The organism is Pseudomonas baltica (genome assembly GCF_014235765.1).
Taxonomy (GTDB): Bacteria; Pseudomonadota; Gammaproteobacteria; order Pseudomonadales; family Pseudomonadaceae; genus Aquipseudomonas; species Aquipseudomonas baltica.
The window spans coordinates 182186-200930 of record NZ_JACMYH010000005.1 but is presented as its reverse complement, the minus strand read 5'-3'; the positions used below and the strand labels follow the sequence as shown (position 1 = coordinate 200930).

The window sequence follows — 18745 nt, the reverse complement described above, 5'->3', positions numbered from 1 at the left end:
GCGTGACGGGCTTCAGACCAGTTCGATGCGGTCGGCGTGGATGACGATCTGGCCGTCCTTGTACAGGGCGCCGATGGCTTTCTTGAAGTTGCCCTTGCTGACACCGAACAGGTCGCTGATCACCTGCGGATCGCTCTTGTCGCTGACCGCCAGGGTGCCCTGGTTGGCGCGCAGCTTGTCGAGGATCTGGGCATTGAGGCTGCTGGTGAGCTGCGCGCCGATGGGCTGCAGGCTCAGGGCAATCTTGCCGTCGCTGCGCAGCTCCTTGATGTAGCCCTTCTCCTGCTTGCCGGAGCGCAGGAACTTGAACACTTCGTTCTTGTGGATCAAGCCCCAGTGGGCGTTGTTGATGATGGCTTTGAAGCCCATGTCGGTTTCTTCGGCCACCAGCAGATCGACTTCCTGGCCTACCTGATAGGCCGGCGGCAGCTTGTCGAGGTAGCGATCCAGGCGGGCGGTGGCCGTAATGCGGCGCGTACGTTTGTCCAGGTACACGTGTACCACGCAGTACTCGCCCGCTTTCATCTGGCGTTTTTCTTCGGAGAACGGCAGCAGCAGGTCCTTGGGCAGCCCCCAGTCGAGGAAGACGCCAATGCTGTTGATCTCGACGACCTTGAGGCTGGCGAACTCACCCACCTGAACCTTGGGCTTTTCAGTGGTGGCCAGCAGTTTGTCTTCGCTGTCCAGATACACGAAGACGTTCAGCCAGTCTTCGTCTTCGCTGGGCGTATCTTTAGGGATGTAGCGATTGGGCAGCAGGATCTCGCCGTCTGCGCCGCCATCCAGATACAGCCCGAAGTCTGTGTGTTTTACCACTTGCAATGCGTTGTAGCGCCCGACTAAAGCCATTTCGAATTTTCCTCGTCACCTGGCTCGGCATTCTACCCGAGAACCCTTCGGTTCGCTGCGCAAGGCGCCTTGCGCGACAGGTATTGGTACGCCGGAACCTTGCTAGACAAAACCTTGATCACAGGGGATCCCACTGCCACCGCTGGTCCATATAGCCCAGCCGAGAGGGGATAAATCATGTACAATGCCTGGCCATATTAATTTTTGACAGGTTAATGGCAGCCATGCGCGTTAAAGCATCCAACAGCAAAGTCAAACCCGCTCCAGCCGTAGAAACCAGCGAGTCGATCAACGAACAGATTGCTGCGTTTCTCAAGTCCGGTGGCGAGATCCAGCAGATTGCCAAGGGCGTGAGCGGCCAGACCTTCACCCCGTCCAAGCACATCAGCCTGGGCAAGAAGTAAGTTTGCGGCCCGGCCGTGGCGCCGGGCAAAACTTCAGCGTCATGTAACTCCTCGCATCACCCTCATCCCCCCTGAATCGACGAATGGCAGCGTGACGCCGCCCATGAGCGGTATGCTTGCACCCTTCTAGATCGGGCCGTCCAGGCTTACTGGAGGTAGGTATGCTCAGACCCAGCTGGTTATTGATAGCCGGACTCGTGGTCCCCCCTTCCCTATGCGCCCAGGTCATTCAACGTGACATCGGCGATTTCAACCTCAAGCTCGGCACTACACCGTCGCGCAGCATGGCCGTGGGCCTGGTGCAGCCAAGCGCCGGCAGTTCCTTCCATGGCGGGCTGGACCTGACCCACGACAGCGGTCTGTATTTCGGCCAATGGTCGCCCAACATGGGCCTCACCTCCTCCAGCAATCTGGAGGTGGATTCCTATATGGGCTACAAGCATCCGTTCGATAATTCGCTGGGCTATGAAGTGGGCGTGATCCAGTACAGCTACCCCGAGCTGGATGCCCCTTCGACGCATGCGTTCTACGCCGGCCTGCGTGTTCTGGATCGGCGCTTCGGCGCCGCGTTCAACAATACCCCCGACGGCCAGAACAGCACGCTGTTCGCTGACCTGGGCGGCCTGCCCCTGTTGGATGTGGGCTTTACCATGAAGGTCAGCAACCATCAGCTCACCACCCCGTTCACCATTGGCGAGGGGCAGGAAGTGCGGGCATTCAACGACTGGTCGCTGCAGATGTCACGGCCGATCGGCAGCTTCGACCTGGATTTCATCTACAGTGGCTCGGACCTGAGTGGCGCCAATTGCGCTGCCTATTCAGGCCAGAATGGCCAGTGCGACAGCATGTTCATGCTCAAGGCCCAACACGCGTTTTTCTGAACCGCACGCACCGGCATGGCTCTATAACCACAACAACGCCATCGCACGGACCGCTGCCATGAATCCTCTGTTTCGTCGCTTGTCGCATTGTGTGCTGCTCATGGGCCTGTGCCTGGTGTTCAGTGGCTGCACGCGAGTGGACCTGGCCTATCGCAATCTGGACGTGATCATTCCCTGGTCGATGAACGACTACCTGGACATGAATCGCGAACAGAAGAACTGGTTCGACGAACGCCTCAAGGAGCATCTGCGCTGGCACTGCACCACGCAACTGGCCGACAACCTGCAGTGGCTGGACAAGGTCCAGCGCATGGTCGCCGAGCAGCAAGTGACTGCGCCGGCGCTGCGCGAACGCACCGCCGAGGCCAAACAGGCGATCTCGGCCATTGCGGTGCAGGTTACGCCCTCGGCGGTCGAGTTGCTGCAGGGCCTGGACGACAATCAGGTTCGCGCCCTGCAGCAGGCGCTCAACGAGGATCTGGTCAAGCGCCGCAAAGAATACGTGGAGCCGCCACTGCAGGCACAGATCGACGAACGCGCCAAGCGCATGAGCAAGCGTCTGACACCTTGGTTCGGCAAGCTCACCGATACGCAGCAGCAGCGCGTGCAGGCTTGGTCGCAGAGCCTGGGCGAACAGAATCGTGAATGGATCGACAACCGCGAGCACTGGCAGGCGCAGTTCATGGCCGCCTTGCAGCAGCGCCAGTCGGCGGAATTCCCTGCGCGGATCGCGCAATTGCTGCAACAGCGCGAAGCGGTGTGGACCCCGCAATACCAGCTGGCCTATGCCCGTACCGAGCAGGCAGCCATCGACCTGATGAGCGGCCTTGCGGCCGACAGTACGCCTGAACAACGCGAGCGTATCGAGCGCAAGCTGGGTGAACTGCGCGAAGACTTCGCCAACCTCAAGTGCCTGAAGAACGCCTGATCCGCTGCTTCAGGCCCAGCCTTCTAGACGCAGCGTGGCACGTACCAGACGCTGCTCTTCCCCTTCGATTTCCCGCAGGTTGGCGCAGATGCTCTCGATATGCGCCACGGCTGCCTTGCGTGCCTGTTCGGGCTGGCGGTTGATCACTGCGGTGTAAAGCCTGGCGTGTTGCTTGTCGATCTGTTGTTTCTGCGGCTGGCGGTGGTACAGGTTGTTCACGCAGGCAAACACCGAGTTGAGCAGCAGGTCGGTCAACGAGCGCAGGGTCTGTACCAGCACCGGATTGTGCGAGGCATCGCAGATGGCCAGGTGAAAAGCGTGGTCCAGGTGCGCATGCCGGGTGGCGTCCAGCGGCTGGTCATGGGCCGCCAGCAGCGCCTGGTAACTGCGCTCGATCAACACGAAATCAGCCTGAGTACCGCGCAGTGCGGCCAGCCGTGCCGACTCGCCTTCGAGCAGCGAACGCACTTCGAACAGGTCATAGAGCGTGCGCGGCTGGGAACTGAACAGGTGCATCAGGGGCGTGGCATCGTTGGCAGGCGACAGCGACGCGACGAACGAACCGCGGCCCTGCTCGGTGGCGATGATGCCACGGGCGCGCAACAGCTTGAGGCCCTCGCGCAGCGCGTTGCGCGACACACCGAGCTTTTCCACCAGACGCCGTTCCGACGGCAGCGGTTGGCCGGTCTTGAGAATGCCATCGACGATGAGCCGCTCGATGCGCTCGCACACTACATCGGCGACTTGAGGTTTGTTGTGCATGCCATGCCTGCTGGTAGGACCATCGGCCGAGACTGTCGTCGAACGTTCGACGACCCTCCAAAAATAAGCCAGTAGAGGCTTCGATAGAAGCCCCCCGACCAAAAGAACTGGTCCTACCAGTGGTTCAGCCCGTAGACAGGCCTGGTGTTTGCGACCACTGTTGAGCGCATAAGAACGACAAGCCGGTGGCCTGCGCCCATGAACATTCTCTACGACGAACGCATCGACGGCGTCCTGCCCAAGGTCGACAAGGCCGCGCTGGTGCAGGCACTGCACTCCCGCATCCCCGACCTTACCGTACTGCATCGCGCCGAAGACCTGCGCCCCTACGAGTGCGACGGGCTCAGTGCCTATCGCACCGTACCGCTGCTGGTGGTGTTGCCCGAGCGTATCGAGCAGGTTGAGGCTCTGCTCAGGTTGTGCCACGCGCAAAAGGTGCCCGTCGTCGCACGCGGGGCAGGTACCGGACTGTCGGGGGGTGCCCTGCCGCTCGAACAGGGCGTGCTGCTGGTGATGGCGCGCTTCAAGCAGATTCTCGAGATCGACCCCGCTGGGCGCTGGGCGCGCGTGCAGCCTGGCGTGCGCAACCTGGCGATCTCCCAGGCGGCGGCGCCCTTCGGCCTGTACTACGCCCCCGACCCTTCGTCACAGATCGCGTGCTCGATTGGCGGCAACGTTGCGGAAAACGCTGGCGGCGTGCACTGCCTGAAGTACGGTTTGACCGTGCACAACCTGCTCAAGGTGCAGATGCTGACCATCGAGGGTGAACGCCTGACCCTGGGCAGCGATGCCCTCGACTCGCCCGGTTTCGATCTGCTGGCGCTGTTCACCGGGTCCGAAGGCATGCTGGGCATCATCACCGAGGTGACCGTCAAGCTGCTGCCCAAGCCGCAGGTGGCCAAGGTGCTGCTGGCCAGCTTCGACTCGGTGGAAAAAGCCGGCGCCGCCGTGGCCGATATCATTGCCGCAGGGATCATTCCCGGCGGCCTGGAAATGATGGACAACCTGGCCATTCGCGCCGCCGAAGACTTCATCCATGCCGGCTACCCGGTGGACGCCGAAGCGATCCTGCTGTGCGAGCTCGATGGTGTGGAAGCCGATGTGCACGACGACTGCCAGCGCGTCTACCAGGTGCTGACGGAGGCCGGCGCGACCGAGGTCCGCCAGGCCCGCGACGAGGCCGAACGCCTGCGTTTCTGGGCCGGGCGCAAGAATGCGTTTCCTGCCGTGGGCCGACTCTCGCCTGACTACTACTGCATGGACGGCACCATTCCGCGTCGCGCCCTGCCGGGCGTGCTCAAGGGCATCGCCGAGCTTTCCGAACAATACAGCCTGCGCGTGGCCAACGTGTTTCATGCCGGGGACGGCAACATGCACCCGCTGATTCTGTTCGATGCCAACCAGGCCGGTGAGCTCGAACGCGCCGAAGCGCTCGGCGGGCAAATCCTGGAGCTGTGCGTGGCGGTCGGCGGCAGCATCACCGGCGAACACGGTGTGGGGCGGGAGAAGATCAATCAGATGTGCGCCCAGTTCAACAGTGACGAGCTGACGCTGTTCCATGCGGTAAAAGCCGCGTTCGACCCCGATCGGCTGCTCAATCCCGGCAAGAACATTCCGACCCTGCAGCGCTGTGCCGAATTCGGCGGCATGCATATCCACCATGGGCAACTGCCATTCCCTGAACTGGAGCGCTTCTGATGACCGGCAGCGATTTGGACGCCAGCGGGCAACTGCTGGATCAGGTTCGGCAGGCGCTGGCCGACGACCGCCCCTTGTGCATCCAGGGCGGCAACAGCAAGGCCTTCCTGGGCTGCATCGGTGCCGGCGAGCGTCTCGATACGCGCGCGCACTGCGGCATCGTCAGCTACGACCCTACGGAACTGGTGATCACCGCACGGGCCGGCACGCCCTTGCAGGCCCTGCGCGCCGCCGTTGAGCAGGCCGGGCAGATGTTGCCTTTCGAGCCACCGGCCTATGGCGAGCAGGCCACCCTGGGCGGCACGGTTGCGGCCGGACTGTCGGGGCCACGTCGTCCCTGGGCCGGTTCCGCCCGCGATTATGTACTGGGCACGCGGGTCATCACCGGGTTGGGCAAGCACCTGCGCTTCGGCGGCGAGGTGATGAAGAACGTCGCCGGCTACGACCTGTCCCGGTTGCTGACCGGCAGTTTCGGCACGCTGGGCGTGCTGACCGAGGTGTCGCTCAAGGTGCTGCCCAAGCCACGCGCCTGCTTCAGCATCAAGTTGACCTGCGAAGCCGAGCGCGCCTTGCTCAAGCTCGCCGAATGGGGCCAGCAGCCGATGCCGATCAGTGCCGCCTGCCACAGCGATGGCGTTCTCTATCTGCGCCTGGAGGGCGGCGAAGGCTCGGTGGCTGCAGCCCACCAGCGCATCGGCGGCGAGCCCATCGACTCGGCGTTCTGGGATGACTTGAATGAGCATCGGCTGCCCTTCTTCGCGCAGCCCGAAGCGCTCTGGCGATTGTCGCTGCCCAACAACACCGCTGCCTTGCAGCTACCGGGCGAACAACTGATCGACTGGGGCGGTGCCCAGCGCTGGCTGAAATCCAACGCCAGCGCCGCGTCGATTCGCCAGGTGGTCGAGGCAGTCGGCGGGCATGCCACCTGCTACACCACAGGCGTCACCCCCGAGCCGTTTCAACCCTTGCCCGAGCTGCTGCTGCGCTACCACCGCCAGCTCAAGACGCAGTTGGACCCACAGGGCATCTTCAACCCCGGCCGCCTCTACGCGCAGCTGTGAACCAGGAGCCGTGAACCCATGCAGACCCAATTGAGTGATCAGGCCCGCCTGCTGCCGCGTGCCGAGGAAGCCGAGCGTATTCTGCGCAGCTGTGTGCACTGCGGCTTCTGCAATGCCACTTGCCCCACCTATCAACTGCTGGGCGACGAACTGGACGGCCCGCGCGGGCGCATCTACCTGATCAAGCAGGTGCTCGAAGGCCACGAGGTGACGGCGCACACGCAGCAGCACCTCGATCGCTGCCTGAGCTGCCGCAACTGCGAGACCACCTGCCCTTCGGGGGTGGACTACCACAACCTGCTGGACATTGGCCGTGCTGTGGTGGATCAGGCGGTGCCGCGGCCGGTCGAGCAACGCTGGCTGCGCGGCGGTCTGCGCGCGCTGGCCCCGCACCCGACCGCTTTCAAGGCGCTGATCCAGCTCGGCCAGACCTTTCGTCCACTGCTGCCGCAACGCCTAAAGGACAAGCTGCCGCGTCAGGTGCATGCTGCCGTGCCGCGGCCTGCCACGCGGCACGCGCGCAGGGTGCTGCTGCTCGAAGGCTGTGTGCAGCCCGGGCTGTCGCCCAACACCAATGCCGCCGCCGCGCGAGTGCTGGACCGCCTGGGCATCAGCGTCACGGCGGTTCGCCAGGCCGCTTGCTGCGGCGCGGTGGATTACCATCTGGACGACCAGGCCCGTGGCCTGCAGCGCGCCCGACACAACATCGACGCCTGGTGGCCTGCAATCGAAGCAGGCGCCGAAGCCATCGTGCAGACAGCCAGTGGCTGTGGTGCTTTCATCAAGGATTATGGCCACCTGCTGGAACAGGATCCGGCCTACGCAGCGAAGGCCCAGACGGTCAGCCGCCTGGCCAAGGACCTGGTCGAAGTGTTGCGCGACGAGCCGGTGGAGCAACTGGCCGTTCATACCGACCTGCGCCTGGCCTTTCACTGCCCGTGTACATTGCAACATGCGCAGAAGCTGGGTGGCGTGACCGAACATCTGCTGCGTCGGCTGGGTTTTCATTTGACCGACGTACCGGACGGGCACCTGTGCTGCGGGTCCGCGGGTACCTACTCGGTGACTCAGCCGGTGTTGTCGCGGCAATTGCGCGACAATCGCCTCAATGCCCTGGAAAGCGGCGCACCCCAGGTGATCGCCACTGCCAACATCGGTTGCCAGAACCATCTGGACGGGGCCGCGCGCACCCCGGTACGGCACTGGATCGAACTGGTCGAACAGGCCATGGCCGACTGACCCCATATTTTTGAATGCACTGCACTTTGAACCTCTCGACAATAGAACTGGAGAAGCCCATGCAAAGCAAAGCGATTCTTGGCCACGAAGACGTCACCCGCATCCTCGCCGCAGCACGCGCCGAAGCGCAGAAGAACAACTGGGCAGTGGGCATTGCCGTGGTCGACGACGGTGGCCATCTGCTGGCGTTCGAACGCCTGGACGGCGCCGCGGCCAGCACGGCCTACATCGCGCCGGGCAAGGCGCGCACCTCGGCCCTGGGGCGCAAGGAATCGGTGGTGTTCGAAGAGATGGTCAATAACGGACGTACCGCGTTCCTGTCGGGTAACCTCATGACCTGCCTCGAAGGTGCCGTGCCACTGATCCACGAAGGCCAGGTCATCGGCGCGGTCGGCGTATCCGGGGTCAAGCCCGGTGAGGATGCGCAGGTCGCCAAGGCCGGCGCCGCTGCCCTGGTCTGAATTACCGCCCCCGTATTCGAGGAGACTGCAATGAAGCACCGCATGAGAGCCCAGCGTCTGCAGGTCGACGCCACCCTGTACGATTTCATCGAGAACGAAGTATTGCCTGGCAGCGGGCTGGAATCCGAAGCGTTCTGGACCGGCTTCGACGCCTTGGTCCATGAATTCGCGCCGCAGAACCGCCTGCTGCTGGCCGAGCGCGATCGCTTGCAGACCGAACTGGACAACTGGCACCGCGCCCACCCCGGACCGATCCAGGACCCGGCTGCCTACCGCAGCTTCCTGCAGTCCATCGGCTACCTGCTGCCACAGCCCGACCGCGTCGAGATCAGCACCTGCGATGTCGATGACGAGATCGCCCGGGTGGCCGGCCCGCAACTGGTGGTGCCGTCGACCAATGCCCGCTACGCCCTGAACGCGGCCAATGCCCGCTGGGGCTCGCTGTACGACGCGCTGTATGGCACCGACGCCATCCCGGAAAGCGATGGCGCAAGCAAAGGCCAAGGCTACAACCAGGTTCGCGGCGACCGCGTGATTGCCTTCGCCCGCGCCTTGCTCGACCAGAGCACCCCGCTGGCCAACGGATCGCACCGCGACGCCAACGGCTACCGGATCGAGGGTGGCCAGTTGCAGGTGAGCCTGGCCGACGGCAGCGTCAGCGCGCTGGCCGAGCCGAGCCAGTTCGTCGGCTTCCAGGGCGATGCGCAGCAACCGGTTGCCGTGCTGCTCAAGCATCATGGCCTGCACATCGAAATCCAGATCGACCCGACCTCACCGATCGGACGTACCGACGCGGCAGGCGTGAAGGACCTGCTGCTCGAAGCGGCCCTTTCGACCATCATCGACTGCGAGGACTCGGTGGCGGCGGTGGATGCCAGCGACAAGGTGGCGATCTATCGCAACTGGCTGGGCCTGATGCGCGGCGATCTGACCGAGGAGCTGGAAAAAGGCGGCCAGCGCATCACCCGCCGGCTCAATCCGGACCGTCAGTACCACACGCCGGCAGGCGGCGAGTTGACCCTGCACGGCCGTTCGCTGTTGTTGATCCGCAACGTCGGGCACCTGATGACCAATCCGGCGATTCTCGACGATGAAGGCCGGGAGATCCCCGAGGGTATCCTGGACGGCGTGATCACCAGCCTGATCGGACGCTACGACCTGGAGCGCAAGGGCAACTCGCGCACCGGCAGCCTTTATATCGTCAAGCCGAAGATGCACGGCCCGGCCGAGGTGGCCTTCGCGGACAAGCTGTTCGCTGCCATCGAAGACCTGCTCCAGCTTTCGCGCAATACCCTGAAGATCGGCATCATGGACGAGGAACGCCGCACCTCGGTGAACCTCAAGGCCTGCATTGGCGCAGCCTCGACCCGCGTGGCGTTCATCAACACCGGCTTCCTCGACCGCACCGGCGACGAGATCCACAGCGCCATGCAGGCTGGGCCGATGATGCGCAAGGGTGACATGAAGGGCAGTGCCTGGATTGCCGCGTACGAGCGCAACAACATGCTCACCGGACTGGCCTGCGGCTTGCGCGGCAAGGCTCAGATCGGCAAGGGCATGTGGGCGATGCCCGACCTGATGGCCGACATGCTGGTGCAGAAGATCGGCCACCCCAAGGCCGGCGCGAACACCGCCTGGGTGCCCTCGCCCACTGCGGCCACGTTGCACGCCCTGCACTATCACCAGGTGAACGTCAGTGAGGTGCAGCAGACCCTGGAGCAGATCGACGCAGCAGGCGAGCACGATGCCCTGCTGGACAACCTGCTGACCATCCCAGTGGTAGCCAATGCGCAATGGAGTGCGGACGAGATCCGTCAGGAACTGGACAACAATGCCCAAGGCTTGCTGGGCTATGTGGTGCGTTGGGTCGAACAGGGCATCGGTTGCTCCAAGGTGCCGGACATCCACGACGTCGGGCTGATGGAAGACCGCGCGACCTTGCGCATTTCCAGCCAGCACCTGGCTAACTGGTTGCTCCACGGCGTGGTCAGCCGCGAGCAGATCGTCGAAACCCTGGAGCGCATGGCAAAGGTGGTCGACCAGCAGAATGCCGGAGACCCGTCGTACCGCCCCATGGCGACCGACTTCCAGAGCTCGGTGGCCTTCACGGCGGCCAGTGCGCTGGTGTTCCAGGGTTGCGAGCAGCCCAGTGGCTACACCGAGCCGTTGCTGCACCGGTTCCGCCTGGCATTCAAGCACGCCCAGGCGTGACATCGGCCGGGATGGGAAGGTTGTCGCCAGCCTGTCCCGGCACTGCTGCGGCGGTTTCCCGCTTGCTGTAGTATCACGTTCCGAATGAGAATCATCCGCGAACGCAATCATCATGAATCCTCCCTCTCCTCGTTTGCTGGTGGTCGATGACCACCGCAAGATCCGCGAGCCGCTGGCCATCTACCTGCGCCGCTTCGGTTTCGACGTGCGCACCACCGAAGACGCAGCTGGCATGTGGGCGCTGCTCAAGCAGGACGTGTTCGACGTACTGATCCTCGATGTGATGCTGCCCGACGGCGATGGGTTCGAGCTGTGTCGCACGCTGGCGCACAAGTCCACGGCGGCGGTCATCCTGTTGACCGCGCGCGATGCCTGCGCCGACCGCGTTCAGGGCCTGGATGCCGGAGCCGACGACTACGTGGTCAAACCCTTCGAGCCGCGTGAACTGGTGGCGCGCATCCACAGCGTGCTGCGCCGGCGTGGCACCTTGGGCACAACGGTGACGGCCGTGCCGCCAGCCCTGCCAGCGCCCTTGCGCTGCTACCAGTTCGCCGACCTGAGCTTTCGCAGCGGCTGTAACACGCTGACCCGCCGAGATCGAAGCCAGGTACGCTTGAGCACCGTGGAAGGCCGTTTGCTGGAAGTCTTCCTGGATCATCCCAATACCGTGCTGGGTCGCGAACGCTTGATCGAACTGACCTCGCGGCCCGGCAGCGATCTGTTCGATCGCGCCATCGACCGGCAGATCAGCCGCCTGCGTCGCAAGCTGGACGACAGCGCCCTGCAGCCCCTGTTGCTGCAAACGGTGTGGGGTGGCGGCTATCGCCTGGCGGCCAACGTCGCCCAACAGCCCGGATGAAGCGCCTGCGCAAAGCATGGCCCCAGACCATGGCTCGCCAACTGGCGGTCCTGCTGCTGCTGGCACTGCTGGCGTCCAACCTGATTGCCGTGCTGCTGCTGCAACGCACCGGCTCGCTGGTGCACCCGCTGTCGCGCACGCTGGTGGTCGAGCGGCTGGCCAGCGCCTACCATGCCGCCCGCGATCTGCCCCCGGCCGCTGCGCAGCACCTGCTCGAGGCCATGACCACTGCCGATACACGTTTCTGGATCGCCCCCGACGCCGAAGTCCAGCCGTTCGTCATGCACAGCGAAGAACAGCGCCTGGCCACGGCCGTGCGCCAGCGGCTGGGGTTGCAGCACGACACCGTGGTCGTCCTGCAACTGGAGCGACGCAATGGCGGCCCGGCCCGTGAGCACCTGTTCAAGCGCGCCGGTTGGGAAGCGCTGCGCCTGCGCAGCTCGATAAGCCTGCCCAACGGTGCACAGCTCAATGCCGAGCAGGCACCGGCCGGTGCCTATGAATGGGGCCGACTGCTGGCCTACAGCGTGCCGGTCAGCACCATTCCGGTATTGTTGATCGTGGCTTTCTTCATGCGCCGGGTGGTCGCGCCCGTGAAGCGCCTGGCCCTGGCCACCGAACGGGTCAGCCGTGGCGAATGGATCGCGCCGCTGCTGCTGTCCGGCCCGCGCGAAGCCCGGGAACTGACGCTGGCGTTCAATGTGATGCAGGCGCGGATCGCCCGGCATGTCGAAGGCCGCACGCGCATGCTGGCCGCCCTCAGCCACGACCTCAACACACCCATCACCGAGTTGCGCCTGCAGGTCGAGCTGCTGGAGGACCCGACCCTGCGCGGGGACATGCTCGATAGCCTCGACGAGTTGCGGGCAATGGTCAGCGAAACCCTGAATTTCGTGCGCGGCGATGCGGTGCAGGAAGCGACTACCGAGGTGTCGCTGAGTGATTTGCTGGAAGACCTGGCGCGGCGCTACCAGACCCTGGGCACGCCCGTCGAGTGGGCAGGCTCGCCCCCCGTGACGTGTCGCTGCCGACCACTGGCGCTCAAGCGCGCCCTGACCAACCTGATCGACAACGCCTTGCGCCATGGCGGCGATGCGCGATTGCGCCTGTACCGCGAAGATTCCGGTGGGCTGTGCATCGAGATCCGCGACCACGGCCCGGGCATCGACGCTGGCTGGTTGCAACAGGTGTTCGAGCCGTTCGTGCAACTGGGCAAGGGCGGGGCCGACCCCAGCCAGGGAGGCGGGTTGGGCCTGGGCCTGGCGATTGCCCGCGCCTGCGTACAGGCCCACGGCGGCGAACTGCTGCTGGAAAACCGCGCACCGGGGCTGGCAGCCCTGGTGCGCCTGCCAGGCTGAACGTCGGCGGGTATCAGAAGCGCAGCGTGGTACCCATCCAGAAGGTACGGCCGTAATTGACCGTGCCGTAGGTGTCGTCGTCCAGGCGCTTGTCGGCGACGTTGTACACCGCGGCCTTGAGAGTGATGTCGCGGGTCAGCTCGTACGAGCCGCCGACGTCGGCGGTGGTATAGGCCGGCGCCGGTTCGCCGCTCAAGGTGGTGCCGTATTCCTGGCCATAGTAGTTGACCGAGGCCCAGGCCTGGGCGCGGTCAGACAAGGTCCAGTCGGCGCTGATATTGGCCTTGTGCTCGGGTGTCAGCGACAGCGGTGCGCCGGCATTGCTGCCGCTTTTCTGCTCCGAGTCGGTGTAGGTGTAGTTGCCCTTCAGCGCCACCGCGCGGGTGATGTCCCAGCGTCCGTTGACCTCGGCACCGGTGATCGTCGCTTCGTCGACGTTGATGCGGTCCTGGACGATGTAGCCGTTCCAGCGCCGCGCGGTGTTTTCCGTGGACAGTTTGTCCTTGAAGACGTTGTGGAACACCGTGGCCCCGGCCGAAAGGTCGTTGCGATTGGACCACAGCGCCGACAGCTCGTAGTTGGTGCTGGTTTCCGGCTTGAGGTCCGGGTTGCCGAGATTGACGTAGGTGTTGCGGCGAATGGTGGCGTAGCCGGGCACTACTGCGCGAATCTCCGGAGCCTTGAAGCCGCGCGCCACGCCGCCCTTGAAAGTCCAGTCCGGGGTGGCGCGCCATACTCCGTAGATCCGTGGGCTGACGTGGGTGCCGTATTGCTCGTGCTCGTCCACCCGGGCACCGGTGGTCAGGGCGAAATCGTCGGTCACCGACCATTCGTTCTCGGCGAACAGCGCTTTCTGGGTCACCGAAAATTCATAGTCGTGGCCGTCCATCAAGCCTTGGTTCCAGTCGGTCAGCTTGGCGCGGTTCCATTGCAACCCGGTCGTGGTGATGTTGTAGGCCGTGGGGATGACCAGTTTGGCATCGAGCACGGTGTTTTCCACCACCGGCTTGCGTCCGAGGATCTCCGGCTGGTTGGCCGCCGCCTTGCCTTCGCGGCTGGCTTTCTCGTAAGCCAGGGACACGTCCGAGGTGGCCCAGCCCCAGCGACCCTGATGCGAGATGGAATAATGATCGCGGTTGTTTTCCTGCTCGCGGGTGGCCCAGTTGACGCTGGTACCGTCGCCGTTCTTCAGGCGCGTGGCGCCGCCTTCCAGGAGGATGTCGTGATCCTCGGTGGGCGTGAAGGCCAGGCGTGCGGTGAGGTCCTTGTGGTCGGCCTTGGTGAAACCGTTGGTGAGTTCCACGTCGTCATCGGCCTGGCGGTCGAGGTAACGGCCCCAGACCTGCACCCCCAGGTATTTCTCCACCAATGGGCCGTTTAGGTAGAACTGGGTCTGCCGCGAATTGCCCTGGTCGCTGTGCTGACGCGCGGCGTAATCGTAGGAAACCGAGCCGCCCCACTGGGTGGAGACCTTGCGGGTGATGATGTTGATCACGCCACCGATGGCGTCCGAGCCGTACAGCGAAGACATCGGTCCGCGGACCACTTCGATCCGCTCGATGGCTTCGGCCGGTGGGACGAAGCTCTGCTCGTAGCCACGGTTGCCGTTGACCCGGGTTTCACGGCTGCTCTGGCGTTTGCCGTCGACCAGAATCAGGGTGTAGTCCGGTGGCATGCCGCGGATGGAGATATCGGTTTCGTTGGCGCTGCCGTTGACGACGACCCCCTCGATGTTGCGTACGGCGTCACCGAGGTCGTTGTAGGATTTTTTGCGCAGCTCATCGCCGGTGATGATGGTGACGGAGGCCGGGGCATCCTCCACGCTTTGCTCGAAGCCCGACGCCGTGACCACGACCTCGTCGAGGACGGTCGGTGCGGCCAGTTCGATCGGTTCGGCTTGCGCCAGCCCGGCAGTGGCCAGGGCGATCATTGCGGCCAAGGGCCGCAAGGAAAGTGGAGGATGCATGGAACTTCCCTACGATTCTGTTGTAAAAGCGAATCGTATGCATCCTCAGGCACGAAGGTTGGACAAGGTGTGACAGGGTCCAGATTTGCGGTGTACGGGCTGCCCGAGCGGTCAGCCGAACAGCCAGTAACCCAGCGCCGTCAGCACGACCACTGCCAGCACCGGGCGCAGCACTCGGTAGGCCTTGGGATTGGCGCGCTTGAACTGCTTGACCTTGCCACTGAAGCGATCGCTGAAGGTCTTGCTCCAGGCATAGGCCTGGTTGATGCCGCCCACGCGTTCGTCGTCCAGATTCTGCGGTGCGGTGGCACGCCCCAGAAAGGCACTGACGCGCTTGTTCAGGCTCGCCATGAAGCGGTTGCTCAGCGGGCGTTCGATGTCGCAGAACAAGATGACCCGGGTGTGCTCGGTCTCGTTCTTCACCCAATGCACGTAGGTTTCGTCGAACATCACGTCGTCGCCATCGCGCCAGGCGTATTCCTCACCGTCCACGAAAATGCGGCAGGCATCGGAGTTTGGCGTCGACAGGCCCAGGTGGTAGCGCAGCGATCCGGCAAACGGGTCGCGATGCGGGTTGAGGTGGCTGCCGCCCGGCAATAGCGCGAACATTGCGCCCTTGACGTTGGGGATGCTGTTGACCAGTTCGACGGTGCGCGGGCACAGCGCGTCGGCCGACGGCAGGGATTTGTCGTACCACTTGAGGTAGAAACGCTTCCAGCCTTTCTTGAAGAACGAGCCGAAACCGGCATCGTTGTTCTTTTCGGCGGCGCGGATATAGCCCTCGTCGAACAGGTGCATGGCCTCGTCGCGGATGACCTGCCAGTTGTCCTTGAGCACATCCAGCTCCGGGAATTTGCTGCGGTCCAGGTAGGGTTTGGACGGCACGCTGGAGAACAGGTACATCAAGGCGTTGTAGGGAGCGAACAGGGCCGAGTGGTTGACGAACTGGCGCAACACCGGCAGACGCGCCTTGCCCCGCAGGTGCACGTAGAGCGTACTGCCGATGAACAGCAGCAACACGGCAGCCTTGGCGGCGAAGGAAAGGGTCATGGAGCGGATCCTCGAGTGGGCAGTGCGCCATGATAAACCCTGGTGGCCCGACTGGAAATGAAAGGCGTCGGGCAGCGGTCGGCACATGGACGGGCTTGCGGTGTGCCAGGCATACCGCGGCGCGGCTTTCGCGGCCGCGGGCCGCTCCTACGGAGGTGGCGTATACCCGTAGGAGCGGTCATCGGCCGCGAATAGGCCAGCGCGGTGTGTCAGATATACCGCGGCGAGGCTTTCGCGGCCGCGGGCCGCTCCTACGGGGGTGGCGTATACCCGTAGGAGCGGTCATTGGCCGCGAAAAGGCCAGCGCGGTGTGTCAGATATACCGCGGCGCGGCTTTCGCGGCCGCGGGCCGCTCCTACGGAGGTGGTGTATACCCGTAGGAGCGGTCATCGGCCGCGAATAGGCCAGCGCGGTGTGTCAGATATACCGCGGCGTGGCTTTCGCGGCTGTGGGCCGCTCCTACGGAGGTGGCGTATACCCGTAGGAGCGGTCATTGGCCGCGAAAAGGCCAGCGCGGTGTGTCAGATATACCGCGGCGTGGCTTTCGCGGCCGCGGGCCGCTCCTACGGGGGGTGGTGTATGGCCGTAGGAGCGGTCATCGGCCGCGAAGGCGTCAGCCGTCACACAACAGCGATCAAGCCTGCAGTTCGGTTTCGGTGAACAGGTCGCTGAACAGCATGCTCGACAGGTAACGCTCGCCCGAATCGGGCAGGATCACCACGATGGTCTTGCCCTGCATTTCCGGCTTTTCCGCCAGCTTGGCCGCGGCCGCCATGGCTGCGCCACAGGAAATACCGCAGAGGATGCCCTCCTCCTGCATCAGGCGCCGCGCCATGGCCTTGGCTTCGTCGTCACTGACCAGCTCGACCCGATCCACCAGCGACAGGTCGAGGTTCTTCGGGATGAAGCCGGCGCCGATGCCCTGAATCTTGTGGGGTGCCGGGCTGATTTCCTGGCCAGCCATGGCCTGGGTGATGATGGGCGAACCCAGTGGTTCGACCGCGACGCTGAGAATCGACTTGCCCTGGACGTGCTTGATGTAGCGCGAGATACCGGTAATGGTACCGCCGGTACCCACACCTGCCACCAGCACATCAACGGCGCCGTCGGTGTCGTTCCAGATCTCCGGCCCAGTGGTCTTTTCATGAATGGCCGGATTGGCCGGGTTGTCGAACTGCTGGGGCATGAAATACAGCTCGGGATCACTGGCGACGATCTCCCCTGCCTTTTCGATGGCGCCCTTCATGCCCCTGGCCGGCTCGGTCAGCACCAGTTCGGCACCCAGCGCCTTGAGCACCTTGCGGCGCTCCAGGCTCATGGACGCGGGCATGGTCAGCATGAGCTTGTAGCCGCGCGCAGCGGCCACGAATGCCAGGCCGATGCCGGTATTGCCCGACGTCGGCTCGACGATGGTCATGCCCGGCTTGAGCTTGCCCGAGCTTTCAGCGTCCCAGATCATGCTCGCGCCAATGCGGCACTTGACCGAGTAGCCGGGGTTGCGCCCCTCGATCTTGGCCAGCAGGGTCACCCCGCGCGGACCGATGCGGTTGATCTGCACCAACGGCGTGTTGCCAATGGAATGGGCGTTGTCGGCGTAAATGCGGCTCATGGCGTAAGGGTCCTTGTGCTGCAGCAGGAAAAATCCAAGGTTAAGCCCGCGATGGGGGCGAGTCCAGCGAACGGATGAGACTGTGGACAGTCAATCGCTAACTATCTTTCTGGAGAGTCTGCCATGAAACGTCGTTACAGCTGGCCGCTATGGACCGTGACCGGCCTGGTCGTATTGGTGCTGGGGCTGCACATCGCCCTGCCCTATCTGGTGCGCGACTACTTGAACGACAAGCTGGCCGACATGGGTGACTACAAGGGCCGCGTCAGCGACGTCGACCTGGCCTGGTGGCGCGGCGCCTATCAGATCAACGGCCTGCAGATCGTCAAGACCTCCGGCAAAGTGCCCGTGCCGCTGCTCGATGCGCCGGTGATCGATATCGCGGTGAGCTGGCACGCCCTGTGGAACAAGCATGCTGTGGTCGCACATGTGGAGTTCCTGCACCCCGAGCTCAACTTCGTCGACGGTGGTACCAACAAGCAGGCCACCCAGACCGGTGCCGGCACCGACTGGCGCGACCAGATGAACAAGCTGCTGCCGATCACCTTGAACGAAGTGCGGGTCAACGATGGCAAGATCAGCTTCCGCAATTTCTCGTCCAAACCCCAGGTCAACCTCAGCGCCACCCAGGTCAACGCCAGCCTGTACAACCTGACCAATGTCGAGGACCTCGAAGGCAAGCGCGATGCGCGTTTCGAAGGCCACGCCAAGCTGTTCGGCCAGGCCCCCATTGAAAGCACCGCCACGTTCGATCCGTTCAGCAACTTCGAAGACTTCGAATTCCGCTTGCGCGCCACCGGCATCGAGTTGCGTCGGCTCAACGATTTCTCGGGTGCCTATGGCAAGTTCGATTTCAACGCCGGCAGTGGCGACATCGTGATCGAGGCCGACGCCGACAACGCCCGTTTGAGCGGTTACATCAAACCGCTGTTGCACAATGTCGACGTGTTCAACTGGCAACAGGACGTCGAGAACAAGGACAAGGGCATCTTGCGTTCCATCTGGGAGGCCGTGGTGGGCGGGACCGAGACGGTATTGAAAAACCAGTCGCAGAACCAGTTCGCGACCCGGGTCGAACTCAGCGGCAATGTGCATCGTCAGGACATCAGCCCGTTGCAGGCGTTCTGGCAGATCTTGCGCAACGGGTTCGTGCAGGCTTTCAATGCACGCTACGAACAGGCGCCGCCGAAGCAGCAATGAGGTGACTGACAGGCCTGGCCCCTTCGCGGGCAGAGGGCCAGCCGCTCTCCTTGGGTTTTCTCGTAGGAGCGGTCTTTGGCCGCGAACCAGGCGCTGCAGTGTATCTGGCGCACCGCGTGGCACCGTTCGCGGCCACTGACCGCTCCTACGGGGGTTGCGCCAAGCCTTCTGGCACACCACAAGCAGCTCGTTGCGCTATATAGTCGGCC

General features: G+C 63.8%; 16 protein-coding genes. 11 read left to right on the top strand and 5 right to left on the bottom strand.

All coding sequences use genetic code 11. The annotated features are described in order from the left end of the window. Window positions 1-12: 12 nt before the first annotated feature. Window positions 13-849 (bottom strand): CvfB family protein, encoded by an 837-nt coding sequence (locus tag H7993_RS17180; protein WP_185795100.1) that lies wholly within the window; start codon window positions 847-849, stop codon window positions 13-15. Between the two features lie 215 nt (window positions 850-1064). Here H7993_RS17180 and H7993_RS17175 point away from each other — a divergent pair, with 215 nt between their 5' ends. The 3 genes from H7993_RS17175 (at window position 1065) to H7993_RS17165 (ending at window position 3062) form a co-directional block, all read left to right on the top strand. Further along, on the top strand, window positions 1065-1253 hold the full coding sequence (locus tag H7993_RS17175; protein WP_177327984.1) for a hypothetical protein: 189 nt from the start codon (window positions 1065-1067) through the stop codon (window positions 1251-1253). A gap of 161 nt (window positions 1254-1414) precedes the next feature. Next, entirely contained in the window at window positions 1415-2134 is a 720-nt protein-coding gene (locus H7993_RS17170; RefSeq protein ID WP_122474965.1) for a TorF family putative porin, read from the top strand. 67 nt (window positions 2135-2201) lie between these two features. After that, on the top strand, window positions 2202-3062 hold the full coding sequence (locus H7993_RS17165; protein ID WP_185795123.1) for a DUF6279 family lipoprotein: 861 nt from the start codon (window positions 2202-2204) through the stop codon (window positions 3060-3062). Between the two features lie 9 nt (window positions 3063-3071). Here the strand turns inward: H7993_RS17165 and glcC are convergent, their stop codons facing one another. Then, the gene (gene glcC, locus H7993_RS17160; RefSeq protein ID WP_122474967.1) at window positions 3072-3824 is read right to left on the bottom strand and encodes a transcriptional regulator GlcC; all 753 of its coding nucleotides are present in this window, start codon (window positions 3822-3824) and stop codon (window positions 3072-3074) included. 198 nt (window positions 3825-4022) lie between these two features. On the opposite strand from glcC, the gene glcD reads away from it, so the two are divergent. From glcD to H7993_RS17125, 7 genes are all read left to right on the top strand, one after another. Continuing rightward, window positions 4023-5522 (top strand): glycolate oxidase subunit GlcD, encoded by a 1500-nt coding sequence (glcD, locus tag H7993_RS17155; RefSeq protein WP_122474968.1) that lies wholly within the window; start codon window positions 4023-4025, stop codon window positions 5520-5522. After that, window positions 5522-6583, top strand: a complete 1062-nt coding sequence (gene glcE, locus H7993_RS17150; protein WP_185795099.1) for a glycolate oxidase subunit GlcE — start codon at window positions 5522-5524, stop codon at window positions 6581-6583. The genes glcD and glcE overlap by 1 nt, the downstream gene beginning before the upstream one ends. A gap of 18 nt (window positions 6584-6601) precedes the next feature. Beyond that, complete coding sequence (glcF, locus tag H7993_RS17145) at window positions 6602-7822, top strand: glycolate oxidase subunit GlcF (RefSeq protein ID WP_185795098.1); 1221 nt, start codon at window positions 6602-6604, stop codon at window positions 7820-7822. Window positions 7823-7881: 59 nt separating this feature from the next. After that, on the top strand, window positions 7882-8283 hold the full coding sequence (locus H7993_RS17140) for a heme-binding protein (RefSeq protein WP_122714292.1): 402 nt from the start codon (window positions 7882-7884) through the stop codon (window positions 8281-8283). A 30-nt stretch (window positions 8284-8313) separates the two neighbouring features. After that, window positions 8314-10494: a malate synthase G gene (locus tag H7993_RS17135; protein ID WP_185795097.1), complete on the top strand. Its 2181-nt coding sequence runs from the start codon at window positions 8314-8316 to the stop codon at window positions 10492-10494. Window positions 10495-10606: 112 nt separating this feature from the next. Beyond that, on the top strand, window positions 10607-11353 hold the full coding sequence (locus H7993_RS17130; RefSeq protein ID WP_185795096.1) for a response regulator transcription factor: 747 nt from the start codon (window positions 10607-10609) through the stop codon (window positions 11351-11353). A gap of 29 nt (window positions 11354-11382) precedes the next feature. Then, the gene (locus H7993_RS17125) at window positions 11383-12711 is read left to right on the top strand and encodes an ATP-binding protein (protein ID WP_185795095.1); all 1329 of its coding nucleotides are present in this window, start codon (window positions 11383-11385) and stop codon (window positions 12709-12711) included. Window positions 12712-12724: 13 nt separating this feature from the next. Here the strand turns inward: H7993_RS17125 and H7993_RS17120 are convergent, their stop codons facing one another. From H7993_RS17120 to cysK, 3 genes are all read right to left on the bottom strand, one after another. Beyond that, window positions 12725-14677 carry a TonB-dependent receptor domain-containing protein gene (locus H7993_RS17120; protein WP_185795094.1) on the bottom strand — a complete coding sequence of 651 codons (1953 nt, stop codon included), beginning with the start codon at window positions 14675-14677 and terminating at the stop codon, window positions 12725-12727. Window positions 14678-14788: 111 nt separating this feature from the next. Continuing rightward, window positions 14789-15727 carry an aspartyl/asparaginyl beta-hydroxylase domain-containing protein gene (locus H7993_RS17115; protein ID WP_122474982.1) on the bottom strand — a complete coding sequence of 313 codons (939 nt, stop codon included), beginning with the start codon at window positions 15725-15727 and terminating at the stop codon, window positions 14789-14791. 634 nt (window positions 15728-16361) lie between these two features. After that, window positions 16362-17336, bottom strand: a complete 975-nt coding sequence (cysK, locus tag H7993_RS17110; RefSeq protein WP_122474984.1) for a cysteine synthase A — start codon at window positions 17334-17336, stop codon at window positions 16362-16364. A 123-nt stretch (window positions 17337-17459) separates the two neighbouring features. Between cysK and H7993_RS17105 the strand changes: the two genes are divergently transcribed. Further along, a complete protein-coding gene (locus H7993_RS17105; protein ID WP_185795093.1) occupies window positions 17460-18536 on the top strand; it encodes an AsmA family protein in 1077 nt (358 codons plus the stop codon). The last annotated feature ends 209 nt before the right edge of the window (window positions 18537-18745 follow it).